The organism is Aggregatibacter valvarum, assembly GCF_980468985.1.
Window position 1 is genome coordinate 1,497,005 of sequence record NZ_OZ413141.1, and the last position, 21,994, is coordinate 1,518,998.

Annotated in this window: 19 protein-coding genes and 1 pseudogene; 13 read left to right on the top strand and 7 right to left on the bottom strand. The window is 44.0% G+C overall.

The genetic code is table 11. The features are described from left to right. The first annotated feature begins 3 nt into the window (after window positions 1-3). Entirely contained in the window at window positions 4-2,772 is a 2,769-nt protein-coding gene (locus AC30SF_RS07015) for a DNA translocase FtsK (protein WP_489608003.1), read from the top strand. A gap of 997 nt (window positions 2,773-3,769) precedes the next feature. Here AC30SF_RS07015 and AC30SF_RS07020 read toward each other — a convergent pair. The 3 genes from AC30SF_RS07020 to lptF all read right to left on the bottom strand — a co-directional run bounded on the left by AC30SF_RS07020 (window position 3,770) and on the right by lptF (window position 7,911). Next, a complete protein-coding gene (locus AC30SF_RS07020) occupies window positions 3,770-5,569 on the bottom strand; it encodes a pilus assembly protein TadG-related protein (protein WP_489608004.1) in 1,800 nt (599 codons plus the stop codon). Window positions 5,570-5,734: 165 nt separating this feature from the next. Further along, window positions 5,735-6,802, bottom strand: coding sequence for an LPS export ABC transporter permease LptG (gene lptG / locus AC30SF_RS07025; RefSeq protein WP_489608315.1), 1,068 nt, complete (start codon window positions 6,800-6,802; stop codon window positions 5,735-5,737). Window positions 6,803-6,807: 5 nt separating this feature from the next. Next, window positions 6,808-7,911 carry an LPS export ABC transporter permease LptF gene (gene lptF / locus AC30SF_RS07030; RefSeq protein ID WP_290521458.1) on the bottom strand — a complete coding sequence of 368 codons (1,104 nt, stop codon included), beginning with the start codon at window positions 7,909-7,911 and terminating at the stop codon, window positions 6,808-6,810. Window positions 7,912-8,061: 150 nt separating this feature from the next. On the opposite strand from lptF, the gene AC30SF_RS07035 reads away from it, so the two are divergent. The 7 genes and pseudogenes from AC30SF_RS07035 (at window position 8,062) to accC (ending at window position 14,327) form a co-directional block, all read left to right on the top strand. Next, window positions 8,062-9,552 (top strand): leucyl aminopeptidase, encoded by a 1,491-nt coding sequence (locus tag AC30SF_RS07035; RefSeq protein WP_489608005.1) that lies wholly within the window; start codon window positions 8,062-8,064, stop codon window positions 9,550-9,552. A 45-nt stretch (window positions 9,553-9,597) separates the two neighbouring features. Continuing rightward, complete coding sequence (locus AC30SF_RS07040) at window positions 9,598-10,398, top strand: class I SAM-dependent methyltransferase (RefSeq protein ID WP_489608006.1); 801 nt, start codon at window positions 9,598-9,600, stop codon at window positions 10,396-10,398. A gap of 86 nt (window positions 10,399-10,484) precedes the next feature. After that, window positions 10,485-10,751, top strand: a pseudogene (locus AC30SF_RS07045) (nucleotidyltransferase domain-containing protein); the annotation flags it as partial. Between the two features lie 21 nt (window positions 10,752-10,772). Next, window positions 10,773-11,774, top strand: a complete 1,002-nt coding sequence (gene menC, locus AC30SF_RS07050) for an o-succinylbenzoate synthase (RefSeq protein WP_489608316.1) — start codon at window positions 10,773-10,775, stop codon at window positions 11,772-11,774. Window positions 11,775-11,879: 105 nt separating this feature from the next. Continuing rightward, the gene (aroQ, locus tag AC30SF_RS07055; RefSeq protein ID WP_489608007.1) at window positions 11,880-12,329 is read left to right on the top strand and encodes a type II 3-dehydroquinate dehydratase; all 450 of its coding nucleotides are present in this window, start codon (window positions 11,880-11,882) and stop codon (window positions 12,327-12,329) included. A gap of 148 nt (window positions 12,330-12,477) precedes the next feature. Continuing rightward, window positions 12,478-12,939 carry an acetyl-CoA carboxylase biotin carboxyl carrier protein gene (gene accB, locus AC30SF_RS07060; protein WP_209364473.1) on the top strand — a complete coding sequence of 154 codons (462 nt, stop codon included), beginning with the start codon at window positions 12,478-12,480 and terminating at the stop codon, window positions 12,937-12,939. Window positions 12,940-12,980: 41 nt separating this feature from the next. Next, window positions 12,981-14,327: an acetyl-CoA carboxylase biotin carboxylase subunit gene (accC, locus tag AC30SF_RS07065; protein WP_311461261.1), complete on the top strand. Its 1,347-nt coding sequence runs from the start codon at window positions 12,981-12,983 to the stop codon at window positions 14,325-14,327. Between the two features lie 150 nt (window positions 14,328-14,477). Here the strand turns inward: accC and AC30SF_RS07070 are convergent, their stop codons facing one another. The 3 genes from AC30SF_RS07070 to AC30SF_RS07080 form a co-directional block, all read right to left on the bottom strand. Continuing rightward, entirely contained in the window at window positions 14,478-14,768 is a 291-nt protein-coding gene (locus tag AC30SF_RS07070) for a YfcZ/YiiS family protein (RefSeq protein WP_489608008.1), read from the bottom strand. Between the two features lie 111 nt (window positions 14,769-14,879). Then, a complete protein-coding gene (locus AC30SF_RS07075; RefSeq protein ID WP_489607421.1) occupies window positions 14,880-15,686 on the bottom strand; it encodes an IS3 family transposase in 807 nt (268 codons plus the stop codon). Then, window positions 15,683-16,057: a transposase gene (locus AC30SF_RS07080; RefSeq protein ID WP_489607422.1), complete on the bottom strand. Its 375-nt coding sequence runs from the start codon at window positions 16,055-16,057 to the stop codon at window positions 15,683-15,685. Before AC30SF_RS07080 ends, AC30SF_RS07075 begins: the two co-directional genes overlap by 4 nt. 196 nt (window positions 16,058-16,253) lie before the next feature. Between AC30SF_RS07080 and AC30SF_RS07085 the strand changes: the two genes are divergently transcribed. The 4 genes from AC30SF_RS07085 to AC30SF_RS07100 all read left to right on the top strand — a co-directional run bounded on the left by AC30SF_RS07085 (window position 16,254) and on the right by AC30SF_RS07100 (window position 19,740). After that, on the top strand, window positions 16,254-17,654 hold the full coding sequence (locus tag AC30SF_RS07085; protein WP_489608009.1) for an outer membrane protein transport protein: 1,401 nt from the start codon (window positions 16,254-16,256) through the stop codon (window positions 17,652-17,654). Window positions 17,655-17,724: 70 nt separating this feature from the next. After that, a complete protein-coding gene (locus AC30SF_RS07090; protein WP_314117139.1) occupies window positions 17,725-18,264 on the top strand; it encodes a methylated-DNA--[protein]-cysteine S-methyltransferase in 540 nt (179 codons plus the stop codon). Continuing rightward, a complete protein-coding gene (gene mutH, locus AC30SF_RS07095; RefSeq protein ID WP_489608010.1) occupies window positions 18,261-18,929 on the top strand; it encodes a DNA mismatch repair endonuclease MutH in 669 nt (222 codons plus the stop codon). Before AC30SF_RS07090 ends, mutH begins: the two co-directional genes overlap by 4 nt. Before the next feature lie 64 nt (window positions 18,930-18,993). Continuing rightward, on the top strand, window positions 18,994-19,740 hold the full coding sequence (locus AC30SF_RS07100) for a TerC family protein (RefSeq protein WP_296026079.1): 747 nt from the start codon (window positions 18,994-18,996) through the stop codon (window positions 19,738-19,740). Window positions 19,741-19,938: 198 nt separating this feature from the next. Here AC30SF_RS07100 and proB read toward each other — a convergent pair whose 3' ends face one another. Beyond that, on the bottom strand, window positions 19,939-21,045 hold the full coding sequence (proB, locus tag AC30SF_RS07105) for a glutamate 5-kinase (RefSeq protein ID WP_489608011.1): 1,107 nt from the start codon (window positions 21,043-21,045) through the stop codon (window positions 19,939-19,941). Between the two features lie 162 nt (window positions 21,046-21,207). Between proB and AC30SF_RS07110 the strand changes: the two genes are divergently transcribed. Next, window positions 21,208-21,993, top strand: coding sequence for a threonine/serine exporter family protein (locus AC30SF_RS07110; RefSeq protein WP_489608012.1), 786 nt, complete (start codon window positions 21,208-21,210; stop codon window positions 21,991-21,993). Window position 21,994 lies beyond the last annotated feature (1 nt).

A 21,994-nucleotide genomic window follows, 5' to 3' on the forward strand; every position in this document is an offset into this window, starting at 1 on the left:
CTTATGATAAAAAAACACACATTAGCGCATTTTTCTTTGAAAACCTACTTAGGCAATTTACTGCTCGGATTGACCGCACTTTTCGGGCTTTATTTAATTATTGCTTGGTCGGGCTATACCCCATTAGACAACTCATGGGCAACCTCCAGTTTTTCATCAGAAACCATCAACAAAGCCGGCGCACTGGGTGCATGGTTTGTGGATTTATTTTTCGTTTTTTTCGGCTATATCGGCAATCTTATTCCGTTTAGCTTATGTTTTATTCCGCTGTATTTACTTCGCACCCAACGCCTCAATCACCTAACCGGAACGAAAGTCGCATTGCGCTCTTTCGGTTTTATTTTACTCTTATGTGGCTTAACAGTGATTTGCACGTTATCGCTCAGCAATACCGCCAGTTACCTTGCCGGTGGCGTGTTGGGCGGAAGCTTAACGTTAAACTTATATCCGAGTTTGGGTAAATTCGGCTTGCTTTGCCTTGCGGTAGTATTTGCCGTGATAGGGTTTATCTTCTGTTCAGGCGCCTCTTTTATTCGCCTGATCGTGCGTTTTTATCAGTGGCTTACCATGCAAAATTCACCGGAAACGCCTCCGACTATGCACGAACACGTGATGCCACAAACCGAGGTTACCGCGGAAATGCCGGCTGCAGCATCTTCTTCAGAAATCCCGCAGGCGCCGCTCGCCAAAGAAAATCAAACAACGTCTCAACCGTCGTCTTCCTTAACAACGGCACCGATTACTATTCATGGATTACAAACGGTTGCCCAATCTGCGGATAACAACACGACGCCACTAACAACAGCGCCGCCACAAACAGAAGCAAAAACCTTTACTGTCACAGATTTTGAGCCAACAGAACCGTTGCCTCATGTGAGTATCGCGCAACAACAAAACAACGTGCTCCCTCAGGCAACACCGGTTTCTACGCATTCAATGACCGAGACAAATCGTCAACCAGAGACACAAAGTGCGGTCGATTTTGCATCAGATTTTTACACGCCTAATTTTAGCGAAGATAATGTGATTCCGTCAGTTTCGTTAGTTTATCCTAGAGAAGAGTCACCTTCACATGGAGAACAGGCACCTGAAAATCCATTAACTCGCCAACTTATTGCACAAGAACAACAACGCTCACAAGAAATGAGTACGCAAGAGGTCTCTCCGCAAATGGTGCAAGAACCTGAATTACCGACCACGACGCCGGAAAGCGCGGCCTATAAACCTTATGGCAATTCATTGGTGCATCCTGCCTTCCAACAACACAGTAGTCGTTTAGAAAAACCCACTACCCCATTGCCTAGCTTGGATTTATTAGAACATCATCATTCACAAGCACAAAATATAACCCAAGAAGAAATTGTGGAAACCTCACAACGCATTGAGCAGCAATTACGTAATTTTAACGTCAAAGCTAAAGTGAAGGATGTCTTAATCGGCCCCGTGGTGACGCGCTATGAACTGGAGTTAGATCCCGGTGTGAAAGCCTCTAAAGTCACCGGTTTGGATACGGATTTGGCGCGCGCATTAATGTTTCGCGCCATTCGTGTGGCAGAAGTGATCCCCGGTAAACCTTATATCGGCATTGAAACGCCAAACGATCACCGCCAAATGGTGCCATTGCGAGATGTCTTAGACAGCGATGAATTCCGCCATTCCAAAGCCTTGCTTTCGATGGCGTTAGGGAAAGACATTAGCGGCAAACCGGTCGTTGTGGATTTAGCCAAAATGCCACATTTACTCGTGGCAGGGACAACCGGTTCCGGGAAGTCTGTCGGGGTTAACACCATGATTTTAAGCTTGCTGTACCGTGTAAAACCGGAAGAAGTGAAATTCATCATGATCGACCCCAAAGTGGTGGAGCTTTCTATTTACAACGACATTCCACACCTATTGACCCCGGTAGTCACGGACATGAAAAAAGCCGCGAATGCTTTACGCTGGTGCGTAGATGAAATGGAACGCCGCTATCAATTATTGTCGGCTTTGCGCGTGCGCAATATCGAAGGATTCAATGAAAAAATCGATGAATATAATGCCTTAAATATGCCGATCCCGAATCCGTTATGGCGTCCGGGGGATTCCATGGATTCACTCGCACCGCCGTTAGAAAAACTCAGTTATATCGTCGTGATTGTGGATGAATTTGCTGATTTAATGATGGTTGCCGGCAAACAGGTGGAAGAACTCATCGCCCGGTTAGCCCAAAAGGCACGCGCCATTGGTATTCACCTGATTCTAGCCACTCAACGTCCATCGGTTGATGTGATTACCGGCTTAATCAAAGCGAACGTGCCAAGCCGTATTGCATTTACCGTGGCAACGAAAATCGACTCTCGCACGATTTTAGATGCGGTTGGGGCTGAATCCTTGTTAGGCAAAGGCGATATGCTCTATTCTCCGCAAGGTTCTACCGAATTAATCCGAATTCACGGTGCCTTCATGAGTGATGATGAGGTCGTGCGTGTTGTGGACGATTGGAAAGCGCGCGGTAAACCCAATTACATTGATGGTATTTTAGATGGTAACGATGAAAATGAAAGCGACAGTGAGCGTAATCTCGATCGTTCCGATGAAATTGATGAGCTCTTTGACGAAGTGGTAGATTTTGTTGTCAGCACCGGCACGACCTCAATTTCCGCTATTCAGCGCCGTTTCCGTGTAGGTTTCAACCGTGCCGCCAATATTATGGATCAGCTGGAAGAACAAGGCATCGTTTCCGCCGCTCAAAATGGAAAACGTGAGGTTTTAGCACGTAGTTCGGAATATTAACGACACTTAACATATTAAACCTCCCAAAAGTGCGGTGGATTTCAACAACGTTTTAAACGTCAGAAAAATCCACCGCACTTGATTTTATCTCCCTCGTGGCGTGTAACTTGTTGCACGAAATGAGGAATCGTTGATGTGAAGAATGACGTTCGGAGTTACATTGGGTCAATCCGCGAACAGCAGGGTATTCGATAAATCTGTGGGCGACATTGTGTGCGCGTGGAATCCGTCGTGCATCAAGATGCACGCTACCACGTCTTACTATATTAAACCTCCAAAAAGTGCGGTGAATTTCAACAACCTTTAAAACGTCAGAAAAATCCACCGCACTTTATTTTATCTCCCTCGTGGCGTGTAACTTGTTGCACGAAATGAGGAATCGTTGATGTGAAGAATGACGTTTGGAGTTACATTGGGTCAATCCACGAACGGCACGGTATTCGATAAATCTGTGGGCGACATTGTTGTGCGGTGGGGAATCCGTCGCACATCAAGATGTACGCTACCATGTCTTACTATATTAAACCTTCAAAAAGTGCGGTGGATTTCAACAACGTTTAAAACGTCAGAAAAATCCACCGCACTTGATGTTATCTCCCTTGTAGCGTGCAACTTGTTGCACGAAATCAGGAATCGTTGATGTGAAGAATGACGTTCGAAGTTACATTGGGTCAATCCGCGAACGGCAGGGAATTCGATAAATCTGTGGGCGACATTGTGTGCGATATGGAATCTGTCGTGCATCAAGATGCACGCTACAAAAAATGCCGATCGGTGTTCACTGATCGGCATTGTGTTTGGAAGAAATCAAGAATCGTTGATGTGAAGAATGACGTTTGGAGTTACGTTTAGTCAATCCGCGAATGGCAGGGTATTCGATAAATCTGTGGGCAACATCGTGTGCGGCATAGAATCTGTCGTGCATCAAGATGCACGCTACAAAAAAATGCCGATCGGTGTTCACTGATCGGCATTGTATTTGGAAGGTATTATCGCATTATTTGCGTTTTATTTTTTGTGAAGAAGATGTTCCCAATTCTTCTTGAATACCTAAAATTTCACCAAATGCATCAAGTAATTGTTGTTTGTTTCTTACAACATAGTAGTAATCATCAACACATTTCTTCCATGCATTATAGTTATCCATATTATCATTTGTAGTAGAATTTGCAGATCCTTTTTTAGGATCATAAGAAATTGCAATAAACCCGATTCTTGCATCTTCTTTATGATATTTTGGATTTTGTAAAGAGTTTAATTTATCCTTAATTTTTTGACACATTCCATTATCTTGGAATTCTACAAAGGAGCCCGCATATGGAAAGTTGTCTATCCCATCAGATACAACAACCATTATTTTCTTTGAATTTTTCCCAATCTTATTTAATTTAGCTCGATAAGCAGGATCTTCAGCTACCATAGTATTGGTTGCCATCAGCATACCAGAGGAAGCATTTGTTTGATTATGTGGCTTCATTGCATTTAATTCATTCATTAATGCCTTTTGTCCACTTTCTCCTTCAAACCAAGCTTGAGTAGATACCCCTTCAGTTTTATCTTTTTTATTTGGGCACATATAAAGAGCGGTATCTGCAGTAGCCTTATCAAGGATAAGATCGTATTTTCTTGGTTTTCCATCAAATAGGTCAATTTGATTAACCGTTTTTTGTATATCGATATACTCTTTCAACATCGCCCGTGCAGCGTCTGAATTCCATTCTTGAATTAAGATTTTTATCGCTTCTTCTTTCTTATCCTCGGCTTTACATTTATATACTGGTACTTTCTTTTTTACTGAAGTGCCATCTGCTGCTGTAAAGTCTCTCTCTACCTCACCATCTACACAATCATGAAAGTATCCATCTGAACGACCATACTTTTGAGCCATCTTTTTTAGAAAAGCCGCTTTATCAGATAACTTATAGTAGTTTATCAAACTAACTTCATAAGAAATTTTTTTATCTGCCTCACCAGTTTTTGGCAAAAAAGGCATTTGACAACGCTTGTCATTCCACTGACGAGATGCGTCATTAAAAAGTGTAAACCCCATGCGACTATTCTGTCCACTTAATACCGCTGCACTCACTTCATTAATTACTTGTTTTAATACTTCTTCCTTCGAGGGTTTATTTGATCCATTATTTAAATCTTCCTCCATTGATCCCGAAAAGTCAGCAACCAACATCACTTCAATCGGCACACCACCACTTGTTTTTACGGCATAAGACGCGCCTGAATTTACCGGCAGGCGACCATCCGGGCTTTTTACCCATTCATCAATGATGCCAAAACTATTTTTGCGACGGACATCCCCTTGCACGGTGCAAGTTACACCCTCTTCAGCCTTGCCGGATTTACTTATCGGTTCACAAAAGGCGGTAAAATCTTTTGTAATGGTAATTGGTGCGTTTGCGCCTTCACCATAAGAACGCAAATACAACTTCACCGTATCTTGTACTAATTCTTGATTACGTTTTGCCACTCTTGTACTAAATTGTTTGTCTGCCGGGAGTGCTTTTTCTTGCGCTGTTAAATTTTGGCGCATGAGATCACTGTGATCCTTTTTGGCACGAAATTCGTCATTCTCCGCTGTCAACAATAAGGCGGCTTGGTCGGTGGCTTGTGATAAACGGGTTTTATCAAGCAAAATACCGGTGGTTTCTACGGTAAATGCCACAAGCATGATCAACGGCAATAACAACAGTGCCGTCATGACACCATATACCCCTTGTTGATCGAGGTAAAATGCTTTTATTTTTTGCGATAAACGTGAAAGAAAGCTTTCTATTACGCTCATAACATGAACTCCAAAGTTAATTTAGCACACTTATTCATTGAAACTTTTCTCATTAAAGATCAGAATCCATACAGACTTGTACAGATTCTACACTATTTGGAACTCAGAGGGGAAGATTTACACAAATTTTACATTGTTTTTTGCTTTATATTCTATCGGTAGCCATTAGCTCCGTTTACGTGCCAGTAGCCACCATGTAATCGCTAAGAATAACATACTCGGCATCAGCGCACCGATTAACGGAGTGGTGTTGTAAACCAAGCTGAATTTGCCGAACAGTTCATTCACTACATAAAACAAGAAGCCAAAACAAATCCCGATGAGAATCCGTGCACCGGCGGTGACGCTACGCAACGGACCAAAAATAAAGGACAGCGCTAACATCATCATCACGCCCACAGAAATCGGTTGGAACAACTTGCGCCAATAGGTAAGCTCGAAGTTTTTTGAATCCTGCCCCGTTTCTTTTAAGAAGGTGATGTAATTAGATAATCCCGAAATGGACAACGATGTTGGTCTTAAAGATGCCACGCCCAGTTTGTCTGGGGTTAAATTGGTTTGCCATTCTTCATTTAAGCGGTTGACCGTGTTGACCCTATCAGGCTGGATGGTGGATTCATTGACTTGTTGTAACATCCACTTACCGTCATTAAATGTAGCCTGATTCGCGTGCTTGAGTTTTTCCAAGCGGCGTTGTTCATTAAAGGTGTAAATATAAATATCATGCAATTCTATGTCATCGGAAATGCTGCGAACATACACGAAATTGTTGCCATCTTTCGCCCAAATGCCGTTTTTTACCGATAACATCGACCCGCCGGAAATGGCTTTGGAACGCATATCACGGGCAAATTGTTCGGTTTGCGGAATGCCCCATTCCCCAATCATCATGGTCAATAAAACTAACGGAATGGTGGTTTTCATCACGGCAAGACCGATTCGCATACGGGAAAAACCGGAAGACTGCATGACGACCAATTCACTCCGGCTAGCAAGGTTGCCTAAGGCGATTAATGCGCCCAATAAGGCTGCCATGGGGAAGAACGTTTCCACATCTTTTGGCATGGTTAATACGGTGTAGGCAATCGCTTGCCAAATATCGTAAGTGCCTTTGCCGACGCTACGAAATTGCTCCACAAATTTAATGATCGCAGACAAACCGACCAACATGAATAACGTGGCAAAAATCGTGCCTAAAATGCTTTTACCGATATAGCGTTCTAATGTATTCATCATGTTTATCCTTGTTTTGCCGTCTTACCGAAGGAATAACGAATGCGATACATAAACGCACTATGCCAACTATTCAAGAAAATCGCAAAAGCGAAAAAGGCAATATTCACTAACGGCATGAACAACGAGGCATCTAATTTGCCTGCGCTGCCGGCAGACTTCAATGAGCTTTGTAATAGGAAGTAAATCAAATATAACAACAACGCCGGCAATACTTTGGCAAAGCGGCCTTGACGTGGATTCACACGGCTTAACGGCACTGCCAGCAATGCCATAATCGGCACCGCGAGAATCAAGGTTAGACGCCAATGAAACTCGGTTTTCATCGCCGGCGTATTGGCATTCCACAATTGCATAATGTCCATTTCACCGGCTTCATCGGCATCCTCTGCCACGGTTTTATGGCCTAAATAAGCTTGATATTCGTCAAAATGCGTAATGCGAAAATCAGGCAAAATTGCCGTGCCTTCAAAACGATCACTATTTTGCAAATTTAAGATCTGATCTCCATTCGGCAAGGCTTTTAATTCGCCTTTTTCCGCCACAATCACGGAAGGCTTGCTCTGCCCTTTCGGCTGGGTTTGGAAGACATAAACGTTATTGATTTGGTTATCTTGAATGTTATCAATAAACAACACGAAATCGCTGCTATTTGCCGTCATAAATTGACCGGCAGACAATGCCCCCATATTCGGATTGGCTTTCGCTTCTTCCACAATTTCCGTTTGCTTATGAATCGCCCACGGCGTCAACCATAAGGCATTGTAAGCCGCCACCGCAGCAGTAAACAAAGACAGGATCAAGACGACTTTAATCAAAATGCCTTGGCCGATACCGCAAGCGCGCATGACGGTAATTTCACTTTCGGCATAGAGCCGCCCAAGGGTCAACAAAATCGCAATGAATAAACAAAGCGGCAACATTAATTGCGCCATGGTTGGCATCCCTAACCCGAGCAAGGAAAACACCAAATCGGCAGGCACTTGTCCATTCGCTGCAGAACCCAACACGCGCACCAACTGTTGGCAGAAAAAAATCAACAGCAAAATGAACAAAATCGCTATTTGGCTTTTAAAAACTTCTTTCGTTAAATATCTGGTTAAAATCACGTTATTGCCTATTTTTTCTCTTGCTATTTCAGCAAAAGAGATTAAATTCGTTGCATTTGACACGGGCAAATTAAGTGCAAGCCCGAAATAATAAGTGGCGTATAATACCTTAAATTTGACATTGAAAACAGAAAAATAAGCGAGGAAAACATGAACTACAGCGCGCAACAAGTCGCCATAAACACATCTGCCGATTGCCTGATTGTCGGCGTTTTTGAAGAGAAAACCCTATCACCAAGTGCGGTTAAAATTAACGACATTTCACAAAATTACCTCAGCCGACTTGTCGAAAGCGGCGAAGTTAGCGGTAAATTAGGCGAAACGACATTATTACGCCATCTTCCCAACATTGCCGCCGAACGTGTGTTACTGGTGGGTTGCGGTAAAGCAGTCGAGCTGAATGAACGCCAATATAAACAGCTTATCCAAAAAACCGTCCAAGCCCTAAAAACTACCCAAGCTAAAAGTGCGGTCAGTTTTTTAACCGAAATTTCCCTGAGTCAACGTGATATTTATTGGAACATTCGCTTTGCTATTGAAACTATCGAACAGGATTTATATCAATTCACTCAATTCAAGAGTCAAAAAACAGCAGAAAAATCCACCGCACTTTGTGAATTGATTTTTAACGTTGATGCTAACGATCAGGAACTTGCCGAACAAGCGATCCAACACGGTTGCGCCATTGGCTTGGGCGTACGCCTTGCTAAAGATGTGGCGAACTGCCCACCGAATGTGTGCAACCCGGCATATTTGGCAGACAAAGCCCTAAACTTAGCCAAAACCTCACCGTTGATTAACACCACCATTGTCGATGAAGCGGAGATGGAAAAATTGGGTATGGGTGCCTATCTTGCCGTATCACGCGGCGCGCACAACGAGGCAAAATTAGCCATTATGGAATACCGCCATCACCCGAATCCAAATGCCAAACCGATTGTCTTGGTGGGTAAAGGGTTAACCTTTGATGCCGGCGGTATTTCCCTCAAACCGGCTGCCGACATGGACGAAATGAAATACGACATGTGCGGCGCGGCTTCTGTTTTCGGGGTAATGAATGCCTTAGCACAATTACAACTGCCGTTAAATGTGATCGGTGTCATGGCTGGCTGTGAAAATCTCCCAGACGGCAACGCTTATCGCCCGGGCGATATTCTCACTACTATGAACGGCTTAACCGTGGAAGTGTTAAATACTGACGCAGAGGGCCGCCTCGTCTTATGCGATACCCTCACTTATGTAGAACGTTTCGATCCTGAACTGGTCATCGACATTGCCACGTTAACGGGCGCTTGTGTCGTGGCATTAGGACAACACAACAGTGGTTTGGTTTCCACCCATGACGACATCGCCGTCGCGCTTGAACAAGCCGCACAACAAAGTGCTGACAAGGCATGGCGTTTACCGTTAAGCGAAGAATACCAAGAACAGTTAAAATCCAACTTTGCCGATTTAGCCAATATTGGCGGACGTTGGGGCGGTGCGATCACAGCGGGGGCGTTCCTCGCCAATTTCACCAAGAAATACCCATGGGCGCACCTCGACATTGCCGGTACCGCATGGCTACAAGGCGCAAACAAAGGGGCTACCGGCAGACCGGTTTCCTTGCTCGTACAATTCCTGTTAAATCGAGTGAAATAAAAATACGACCCAAAACGACCGCACTTAGAATGCCTGAGGATGATTATGACAATCGACGACATAGATTTTAATGCGCTTTATAAGCAACATCTTATCGCCTGTAATCATTATCATTTGCCGCCGGACAAATGGGATAAAAAAGCGCCCAAAATGGCTGAAAATTTGGTGGGTAAGCCAAGTTGCTATAACGCGCAGTTAATGGCGGCAATGCAAATGCAGTCGGATGAAACCCTCTTGGATATCGGCTGCGGTCCGGGTACATTTGCCGTACCTTTGGCGCAACATTGTCGTCAGGTTTACGCATTGGATTACAGCACGGGCATGTTGGCGGCACTGGCTGAGTTCAAACACGCCCTACAACTGGATAATTTACACTTACTCCATAAATCTTGGGCGGATAACTGGGACGATGTGCCGGCGGCAGATGTGGTACTTGCCTCCCGCTCTACCTTGGTCGATGACTTAGATGATATGATCGCGAAGATCTGCGCCAAAGCCAAAAAACGGGTGTATCTCACTTCGGTGACGCAACGCCATTTTTTAGATGAAGGCGTGTTTTCTGCGATTGGGCGTAATGATATTGGTTTCCCCACCTATATTTACCTGCTCAATCGGCTTTATCAAAAAGGCATTCAAGCGAATCTGAATTTCATTGAAACGGAATCCGGTCGCTTTATGGGCGAAACCTACGAAGACTTACTGGCTTCCGTAGAGTTTTCCCTTGGGGCGTTAAATGAACAAGAAAAACAACGTCTTGCGGAGTTTTATCGCCAAAAACAACAGCACAATGAACCGATTAAACACGGGCAACCCAAATGGGCGTTAATTTGGTGGGATGTCGCTTAAATGTGGCAAAAATCCCCCGCTTTCATCACGCATTTTATTCATCATAGACGGAGTAACAGACAATGGATTTCGGTTTAACAGACACAATGATTAAAAAAATCGGTTGGCATTTGCGCCATTTTCCCCAAGTTAAAACGGCGATTTTGTTTGGCTCGCGCGGAAAAGGGAATTTTCGTGAAGACTCGGACATTGATTTAGCCTTAAAAGGCGATGGCATTACTGATGAAATGTTACACGACATACAACAAACTCTGTCGCAAACTACCCTTCCGTATAAGTTCGATGTAGTCATTTATGACAAGATTACCGATCCGGCTTTACTGGAACATATTCAACAGGTGGGCAAAATTTTCTATGAAAAGAAAAATTGCGCCATTCAACATCGTCGTTACCAACTTTTCCGTTATTCCATTCCGGTGGATTCGCAGCTGATTTTGCGCAATCGCTTTTTGAAAAAGCGCGAAGGTCTTTTGGTGAAAGTGTGCTGTGGGCAAAATGAAGGCTGGGGCGAAATTGCACCGTTGCCGGAATTTAGTCATGAAACCTTAGACCAAGCGCAAGCCCAAGCCATCGAATGGCTGGAAAAATGGGATCAATCCCGCAGTTGTAACGTAAAACTGGATTTGACGGCGGATTTATATCCTTCTGTGGCATTTGGTTTAAGCTGTGCGTTATTTGAAATGAAAGGTCGCTTGGACGATGAAGGCAACTATCAAACGGCGCCTTTATGTTATGGCGATCCCGATGAACTTTATGAACCGCTGGATCAAATGCAGGGTGAAAAAGTGGCGAAAGTGAAAGTGGGGATGTATGAAGCTAATCGTGATGGCCTCATTGCCGACATGTTGTTAGAAGCGATTCCGGATTTGCAATTACGGCTAGATGCTAATCGCAGTTGGACGCCGGCTAAAGCGCAAATGTTTGCTAAATATGTGAAACCTGAGCATCGTGCGCGCATTCAATTTATTGAAGAACCTTGCAAAACCCGTGAGGAAAGTCGCCAATTTGCGGCAGAAACCGGCATTAACATTGCCTGGGATGAAAGTGTACGCGAGCCTGATTTTCGTGTGGAAAAAGAACCGCACTTGGCGGCGATTGTGATTAAACCGACTTTGGTAGGATCTATTGAGCGTTGTGCCGAGCTGATTGCACAGGCGCATGCGTTAGGTATGAAAGCGGTTATCAGTTCCAGCATTGAAAGTAGCTTCGGTTTAACTCAACTGGCGCGTATGGCAAAACAATATACGCCAAATGTCACGCCGGGCTTAGACACACTGGATTTAATGGATTATCAAGTCGTCAGAGCCTGGCCGGGATCGGAATTACCTATCGTTGGCTTGGATTCGGAATTTATCACCGAAGTGATTTTAGATTAAAAGTGCGGTCGTTTTTTCGGTTATTTTTTATAGTGCGGTTTTTACAGATTAGACCAGCCGAAAGCGAAAAATCATTATAATGCGCGCAATAAAAAGGAATGTGATATGTCATCAAAATACAACATTTTGCTGTTAAATGGCCCGAACTTAAATATGTTAGGCGTGCGTGAGCCTGGTCATTACGGGCATTTATCATTAACAGCAATTGAGCAGCATTTGCAACAACAAGCGGCAAAACAGCAAGTGGCACTGGATTGTTTTCAAGCCAATAGCGAAGAAAAATTGATTGAGAAAATTCATCAAAGCTTTCAAAAAGTGGATTTTATTATTATCAATCCTGCGGCCTATACTCACACCAGCGTGGCGTTGCGTGATGCGTTACTTGCCGTTGGCATTCCTTTCGTTGAAATGCATTTATCCAATATTCACAAACGCGAACCCTTTCGTCATCATTCCTATTTTAGTGATGTGGCGGAAAGTGTGATTTGTGGCTGCGGTGCGCAAGGGTATGATTTTGCGTTGCAGTTTGCGGTAAATTATCTTTCAAAAAAGTAAAATTTGACGAAATTTAACGAAAATCACAGAATTTTATCGCCAAAATGATGATTTTGCGGTAATCTCTCGACCGAAAATTTATCTTAATCCACACCGCGCTTTTTTTCTAAAAAGTGCGGTTTAAATTTAATATGTTTTAGGGAAAACTATGGACATTCGTAAAATTAAAAAACTGATTGAATTAGTAGAAGAATCCGGCATTACGGAACTTGAAGTTTCAGAAGAAGAGGGCTCTGTACGCATTAGTCGTGCTACAGTTGCTACACCGGCAAATGTTCAATATTCCATTCCGGCAGCGGCACCAACACCGGTTGCGGCACCTGCTGCACCTGTCGCAGCACCAGCAGCACCTGCTGCCGCACCTGAGGAAATTGCCGGTCATAAGATCCGCTCTCCGATGGTCGGCACATTCTATCGTAGCCCAAGCCCAGAAGCGAAAGCCTTTGTTGAAGTGGGGCAAACCGTAAAAGTGGGTGATGCACTTTGCATTGTTGAAGCAATGAAAATGATGAACCGTATTGAAGCGGATAAAGCCGGCGTAGTAAAAGCTATTCTGGTAAATGATGGTGAGCCTGTCGAATTTGATGAGCCGTTGATTATTATTGAATAATTAACATAGCAGACCATAATTTAAATAAGAATGGATTTATTATGTTAGAAAAAGTTGTTATCGCAAATCGCGGCGAAATTGCTCTGCGAATTTTGCGCGCCTGTAAAGAATTGGGCATTAAAACCGTTGCGGTACATTCTACGGCAGACCGTGAGTTAAAACACGTTCTGCTTGCGGATGAAACCGTATGTATTGGTCCGGCTCAATCGGCAAAAAGCTATTTAAATATTCCGGCAATTATTGCCGCAGCTGAAGTGACCGGTGCCGACGCTATTCACCCAGGGTATGGTTTTCTTTCTGAAAATGCGGATTTTGCCGAACAAGTAGAAAGTTCCGGTTTTATCTTCATCGGCCCAACCGCTGACGTGATTCGTTTAATGGGCGATAAAGTGTCCGCCATTAATGCGATGAAAAAAGCGGGCGTACCTTGCGTACCGGGGTCTGATGGCCCATTAACTTCTGACATCGCAAAAAATAAAGAAATTGCGAAACGTATCGGCTATCCGATCATTATCAAAGCCTCCGGCGGCGGTGGCGGTCGTGGTATGCGTGTAGTGCGTAGCGAAGAGGCGTTGGAAGAGTCTATTGCCATGACGAAAGCCGAAGCCAAAGCGGCTTTCAACAACGACATGGTTTACATGGAAAAATATTTGGAAAACCCACGTCACGTGGAAATTCAAGTATTGGCCGACACCCACGGCAATGCGGTTTACTTGGCAGAACGTGACTGTTCTATGCAACGTCGCCACCAAAAAGTGGTGGAAGAAGCGCCTGCACCGGGTATCACCGAAGAAGTACGTCGTGATATCGGTTCCCGCTGTGCGAAGGCTTGTGTGGAAATTGGCTATCGTGGTGCCGGTACGTTTGAATTCTTATATGAAAACGGTGAGTTCTATTTCATTGAAATGAATACCCGCATTCAAGTGGAACATCCTGTGACGGAAATGATTACCGGTGTGGACTTGGTAAAAGAGCAATTGCGCATTGCTTCCGGCTTGCCGATTTCTTTCAAACAGGAAGACATCAAAGTGAAAGGCCATGCCATTGAATGTCGTATCAACGCGGAAGATCCAAAAACCTTCTTGCCATCACCGGGCAAAGTTGATCATTTGCATTCTCCGGGCGGTTTAGGTGTACGTTGGGATTCGCACATTTACGCAGGTTACACCGTTCCTCCGCATTATGATTCCATGATCGCGAAATTGATTACTTACGGCGATACCCGTGAAGTGGCGATCCGTCGTATGCAAAATGCGTTATCAGAAACCATCATTGACGGGATTAAAACCAATATTCCGTTGCATGAACTGATTCTTGAAGATAAAAACTTCCAAAAAGGTGGCACCAATATCCACTATTTGGAGAAAAAATTAGGCATGCACGAATAATAGATTCGACTCGGTAAGTGCGGTAAAAATTTAACCTATTTTTACCGCCTTTTTATTATGTCGATCCGTAATCACTCGGGATACTCCAAATCATCTACAAAAAAAGCTTAAGTTCTCACACTTAAGCTTTTTTCTTTTTTACACGAAATTTTAGCGCGTAGAAAGTTGGAAAATCATGGATTCCGCTTGGCAGCAAAATTCAAATGTTGCTTTCAATTTAACGCCATTTTCCACCGCACTTATTTCGCTGTTAATATTGCACGGTTCGCTTTCTGCCGCTCTCGCTTTTTCAGTCAAATATTCTAATGCTTCTTTTGCCTGTGCTTCCGTGGCATAAACCTGCTCAAAATCGATGGTGCAATCAGAACCATCAATGACGGTGCCAACATCAACACAACAACACACTTTTGCTTCTTCAGCTTGGCATTTTAACGAGCTCATGTTCTCTCCTTTATAAAATCAGTTGATACTTTCAACTAGTTTAGCAATTATTAAAATACAATACAAAATTTGACCGCACTTTGATCTGCCCCCAAAAGTTGGACAGGTTAGTTAACTTAAATATTGAGCTCGGTATTGCACCGGGCTCAATCCTTTGAAAGCAAGTTTAATTCGTTTTTGGTTGTAATACACTAAATATTCTTCAATTTCAGCCTGTAATTCAGCAATTGAATGATAAGTTCGAGAGTAAAAGCACTCTGATTTTAATATTGCAAAAAAGCTTTCAATCACCGCATTATCGTAGCAATTTCCTCGGCGGCTCATACTTTGCACCGCTTTACCCTCCAACATCTTTACCCATTCCGCCGAGCCATATAATACGCCTTGGTCGCTATGAATAATCGGGCATTCTGTCGGTTTAAGCCTACTAAGCCCTTGTTCTAACATCTTTTTTACCAATGAAAACTTCTGGCGTGTTGCAAAGTTATAGGCAATAATTTCTCGGTTAGCCAAGTCCATCAACGGTGAAAAATAAAGCGTTTCTTGCCCAACCTGAAATTCCGTTACATCCGTTACCCATTTTTGATTGAGTGCCGTTGCTGTAAAGTCACGATTCAGCAAATTCGGGGCAATATGCGATGTTTTTCCTCGTTTTCCATGTCTTTTCTTACGTAAAATGGAATGAATACCTAACTCGTTCATCAGTTTTAACACCGTTTTATGATTCAAATGAAAACCCATTTGGCGTAATTTAAACGTCATGGGGCGATAACCATCTCGTTTTCTGTTCTTTTTGTACAGCGATAAGATAGTCTCTTTTACCTCGTGATAATTTCGCTTAATCTCTTTATAGTAAAAGCTTGAGCGAGGCATTTTAGCCACATGAAGTAAATCATTTAACGCGTGGTCCGGCTTCAATCTTTCAATGATTTTTCTTTTTTCTGTCGTTGTTTTTGACGGTCGAGCTTCTCCAACTCCTTTAGGTAAGCAATCTCCGCACGAGCCAAGGCGAGTTCTCGTTGTAACTTTTTAAACGCTTTAGGTGAAAAGTCTGTGGTTTCCGGGATTTCAATGTCTTTCTTTTTCATTTTTGACTTCACTATTTTCGGTGTTTGAAGGTTTGTATAAGGCGATTTTACGCCATCAATCCCTCTTTCCCGAAATGCTTTTAGCCAATAGATGACGGCAGAATGGGGAATGTTATGAAGTTTAGCCACCTCACGGATACCATAATCCTGTTCGGTGACGAGTTTGATAATTTCTAAACGAAATTGATAAGAGTAAGACATAATCTGCACCTCAAAATAGGTGTCCAGGTTTTGGGGTGCAGATCACTTTTCCTGCCTGACTGGTCTGAACACTTTATAAAAATCGAAAAGAACATTGCTCCCTCTCCCTGCCTTTCTTAGAATGACCAACTTTTAAAATAACAACCAAAAACTTTGACCAGACGCCACCTTCGGGCAGGCACAAAAAGGGAATAAAATGACAACAAGCAAATTGACAAAAACACTCCTCTCTACACTTCTTTTCAGTGCCGCAACCGGCGCATCCGCTGCCGCATTCCAATTAGCAGAAGTTTCTACCTCCGGTTTAGGTCGCGCTTACGCAGGTGAAGCGGCGATGGCAGATAACGCCTCTGTAGTCGCCACCAACCCAGCGTTAATGAACCTCTTCAAACAAAATGCCTTTTCTGCCGGCGGTGTTTACGTGGATTCTCGTATTCACATGAGAGGCCCGGTGCGTGCCAACGTACTAGGTGTTGAGGTCGCACAAGGTTCAGCCAATCACAAAAGCGTTGTACCCGGTTCGTTTATTCCGAATATGTATTTTGTTTCACCGGTTAACGATAAATTCGCTATCGGCGCCGGCATGAACGTGAACTTCGGCTTAAAAAGTGAATACGAAGATGGCTATGACGCCGGGCTTTTTGGTGGGAAAACCGATTTAACAGCCATTAATTTAAATCTCAGTGGTGCTTATCGCATGACTGAAAACTGGAGCGCCGGTTTAGGTTTAAACGCGATTTACGCTAAAGCCAAAGTGGAACGCACCGCCGGTATTTTAGACACCGCCATCGATAATGTACGCACCAGCCCGGCATTACAACGACAACTTGCCGCAAGAGCCGCAGCTGCAGGTTTGCCACCAACAGGTTTAATGGCTCGTCTTGGCGGATTAGGCGCACAAATTAATAAAGACACCTTGCTCACGCATTTACAAGACAAAGCCGCTTGGGCATTCGGTTGGAACGCCGGTTTACTCTATCAATTCGATGAAAAAAATCGCATTGGTCTCGCTTATCACGCCAAAGTAGACATTAATTTTAAAGATAACAATGCCATCAGTTACGCACCACGTGGCACTTCTGCTTATGTCGGCGAAGGCGGACTGACGTTACACTTGCCAAGCTATTGGGAACTTTCCGGTTTCCACCAACTGACCAATAAATTAGCGTTGCATTATAGTTACAAATACACGCAATGGCACCGCCTAAAAGATCTCCATGCGACCTATAACAACGGTCAAGTGGCGTTCCACAAAGAAGAAGGTTATCGTAATAACTCACGCTTCGCGCTGGGAACAACCTATGATTTAACCGAACAGTTAACCCTACGTGCAGGGGTAGCTTATGATAAGAGTGCCGCCGGAGAACATCATTCAGCCTCCATTCCGGATACCGACCGCACTTGGTATAGCGTGGGTGCGACCTATAAATTCACGCCGAATTTTGACGTAGATTTCGGTTATGCTTATTTACACGGGAAAAAACTTAACTTTAAAGAAAAACAAAGCTTAGCCAATGGCTTAGTTGTGGTAGAAGCGGATTATCACTCAAAAGCCTCTGCCAACCTTTACGGTTTAAACCTCAATTACCGTTTCTAATTGGCATCAAAATTCCGCATAATATCAGCGTACTTCGGTACGCTTTTATTTTTGTAAAACAGAGAAAAATATGACCGCACTTTTTTACCGTTATTATCCCTCGCCTATCGGCAAATTGCTGATGCTTTCTGATGGCAAATTTTTGACACATTTAGATTGTGAACTGGAACAATTTGCACCGAATCCCAAATGGCAGGAAAACAACGAGTTGCCTTTGTTTGCACAAGTGTGCGAGGCGCTGGATCGCTATTTTAACGGGGAACCGGAACGTTTTGATGACATTCCGCTAGCCCCACAAGGCACGGCGTTTCAGCAACGCATTTGGCAAGCGCTCCGCCAAATTGGCTATGGCGAAACCAGCAGTTACGGCGAGTTAGCCAAACGCATTGACAACCCCAATGCGGTGCGTGCGGTGGGTGGCGCAGTCGGAAGCAACCCGATCAGTATTATCATTCCTTGCCATCGTATTTTAGGCAAAGACGGAACACTGACCGGATTTGGTGGCGGCTTAGTCGCTAAACGTTTTCTGCTCCAGCTGGAAAACATCCCTTATATTGATAAAGGCAAAGAAACCGTTAAACCTCGTTTTTTCAAGAAGTATCACCAATGATCCCAAAAACGACTGAAGAACTTCTTTCCCGTGCACAAGCCATTGCCGGACTCAGTTTTGGCGAGCTAGCGGCACAGCTCGGCATTCCCGTGCCACCGGATTTAAAACGTGATAAAGGCTGGGTGGGTATGCTGCTTGAAACAGCGCTGGGTGCGACGGCAGGCAGCAAAGCGGAACAGGACTTCCGCCATTTAGGGATTGAGTTAAAAACGATCCCCATTAACGCGCAAGGCTATCCTTTGGAAACCACGTTCGTGAGCCTTGCCCCTCTCATCCAAAATAGTGGTGTGAATTGGCAAAATTCTCATGTACGCCATAAGTTATCCCGCGTGCTTTGGATTCCCATAGAAGGAAGTCGTTCTATTCCCCTGGCAGAAAGACGCATCGGTACGCCTATTCTTTGGCAACCTAGCGAACAGCAAGAACGCCAACTGCAACGAGACTGGGAAGAACTCATGGATTACATCGTGTTAGGTCAACTGGATAAAATTAATGCACGATTAGGGGAAGTCTTGCAACTCCGCCCGAAAGGCGCGAATAGTAAGTCCTTAACCAAAGGCATCGGCAAACATGGCGAAATTATTGATACGCTTCCTCTTGGTTTTTACTTGCGTAAAGCATTTACTCACGAAATTCTGCAACAATTTGTGCAACAGCGCATATAGCCTCTTTTCATTTCATCGTCAAAGCTATATGATCGCGCACCCATTTATATTTTAAGGAAACATTATGTTTGAATGGCTATTAAGCCCTGAGGCGTTAGTCGCCTTATTTACCCTTGCGGCATTAGAAATCGTATTGGGTATAGACAACATTATTTTAATCAGCATTCTTGTTGCCAAATTACCGGAAAAACAACGTCAACCGGGGCGTATTATCGGGTTAGGTCTGGCAATGGGAACACGTATCCTACTTTTATTAACACTTTCTTGGATGATGCGACTTACTGAGCCGCTCTTTGAGATTCTGGGCAAAGGCGTTTCCGGCCGTGATTTGATTCTCTTCTTTGGTGGTTTATTCTTGATCGTCAAAAGTATGAATGAAATTCGCGAAGCGATGGTGCCACATAAGGAAGAGGCACATCACGAAAACCATAAGAAAGTGAGTTTTATCGGCGTATTGATTCAAATTGCCTTACTGGACATTGTCTTCTCACTCGACTCCGTGATTACGGCGGTGGGGATGGTCAATCAAATTGGCATTATGGTCAGCGCCATTATTATCGCCGTGGGCATGATGATGTTTGCCGCAAAACCCATCGGGGATTTTGTGGAAAGCCACCCAACCTTCAAAATTTTAGCGTTGACCTTTTTGATCCTCATTGGGGTAACCTTAATCATTGAAAGTGCCGGTATTCATGTTCCTAAAGCGTATATTTATTTTGCTATGGGCTTTTCTGTACTGGTGGAATCACTGAACACAAAAATGCGAAAAAACCTCGCAAAACAAAAATCAAATTCATCCTCTATAGAGTAAAAATACGATGAAAAAAAGTGCGGTAAAAAAATTACCGCACTTTCTCTTAAATCAACGTCTTTAACACCTTTGGCTCCTATTCAATTACGCAATGTAACGAGCCACATGGAATACGCCACATCAAGTACATCACATAGGGCATAACGGCATAAAATACCATCAAATCCATGGAAAAGTGCGGTCAACATTGATCGCATTTTACAACACAATCATATCATCACGATGCACTGCCACTGCGCCATACTCATAGCCTAAAATCTGCTCAATATCTTGCGAATGTTTACCTTTGATAAGCTCTAACGCATCGCTATTATAACGCGGCATACCCAGTGCAATATCCTTGCCTGATCGCGTGCGAATACGCACCACTTCACCACGGGAGAAACGCCCGCTGACTTCGACGATACCTGCCGGCAATAAGGATTTATGCTGAATTAACACCGCACTTTCAGCGCCGTCATCCACCACCAACACCCCGGCCGAGGGTGCCGCAAATAACCACTGTTTACGACTTTCCAGACGATCCGCCTGCACGGTGAATTTCGTACCAATCGCCTGATCATACGCTAAATCGACGATCACATTGGCTTGATTGCCAGGTGCAATAATGGTTTCAATGCCGGAACGGGTGGCAACATCTGCCGCCGCGATTTTCGTGGACATTCCACCGGTGCCTAAATTTGTCCCGCTTCCCCCAGCGATAGAACGGATGTGATCGGTGATTTTATCCACCACGGGAATTAATTTCGCTTGCGGGTTTTTACGCGGGTCGCTGTCAAACAACCCTTGCTGATCTGTGAGCAAATAAAGCTGTTCTGCTTGCACTAAAATCGCCACCAATGCCGATAAATTATCGTTATCCCCGACTTTAATTTCCGCCGTTGCCACCGCGTCATTTTCATTGATGACCGGAATAATCTGATTGTCTAACAGAGCCTGTAATGTATCGCGGGCATTCAAAAAACGTTCGCGATCTTCAATATCAGCGCGGGTGAGCAACATCTGTCCGATGTGAATGTCATAAATCGCAAATAATTTTTCCCAGGTCTGGATCAACTGGCTCTGCCCCACCGCCGCCAATAATTGCTTAGAGGCCACTGTCGGTGGCAATTGCGGATGATTCAAATAATGACGCCCCGCCGCAATAGCGCCGGAGGTGACGATCACCAAGCGAAAACCGGCTTGATGTAATTGCGCAAGTTGACGCACAATTTCCATCATATAAGCCAAATTCAATTTTGGGGAACCTTGGGTTAATGTGCTGGTACCAAATTTCACGACAATCGTTTTATGATGATGTTGCATACTGACTCCTCATTGAAAATACGTTTAAGTTAGCATAAATCCTAAAATTTATCTAAAAATCACATCGCACTTTTGCGCCTGTTTCGAGGGGATTTCATTAAGCGTTTTTTGTTTTATGAGAAAGGTCTATAATGCTATGCGTTTATTTTAGGTCGATTCATTATGACAAAAGAAAATATCACGCACGAAGATCAACGGGAAATCACGCGTTTATGCGTGCAAACGGCGCTGTTATTGCTACAACATGGTGCGGAAAGCACCGTCGTGGCGCAAATGGCACAACGCCTTGGCTTGGCATTAGGGGTTGAAAGTGTCGAATGCGCCCTCACGGCTAATGCCGTCATTATTACCACCTTGGCGAACAACCACTGCATCACGACCACCCGTAAAAACAGCGACAAAGGCATTAATATGCAAATGGTGACGGACGTTCAACGCATCGTGATTTCTGCCGAACATAAAATATATAACCTGCACATGGTCAGGAAGAAGCTCGAACAACTCAAGCCATTAAAATATAACCGTTATTTCGTAATCTTGATGATTGGTTTATCTTGCGCCTCTTTTGCTCATTTATCGGGCGGTGATGCACTCATTTCGCTCATTACCTTCATCGCTGCCTCGGTTGCCATGTTTGTGCGACAAGAATTATCCAAACGGCATTACAATCCGATCATCGTCTTTGCCGTGACCTCTTTCGTTGCTTCACTTCTTGCCGGTATCAGCTTGAAATATCAACTCGGTAACGATCCGCAAATTGCCTTAGCGTCCAGTGTGTTATTGCTGGTACCCGGCTTTCCGCTCATCAATTCTTTGGCAGATATTTTAAAAGGGTATGTGAATATGGGGATCGGGCGTTGGGCAATCGCCACTATTCTCACTTTCGGCGCTTGTCTCGGCATTGTGTTTGCCTTAAGCGTACTCAACATCACCACTTGGGGACATTAAG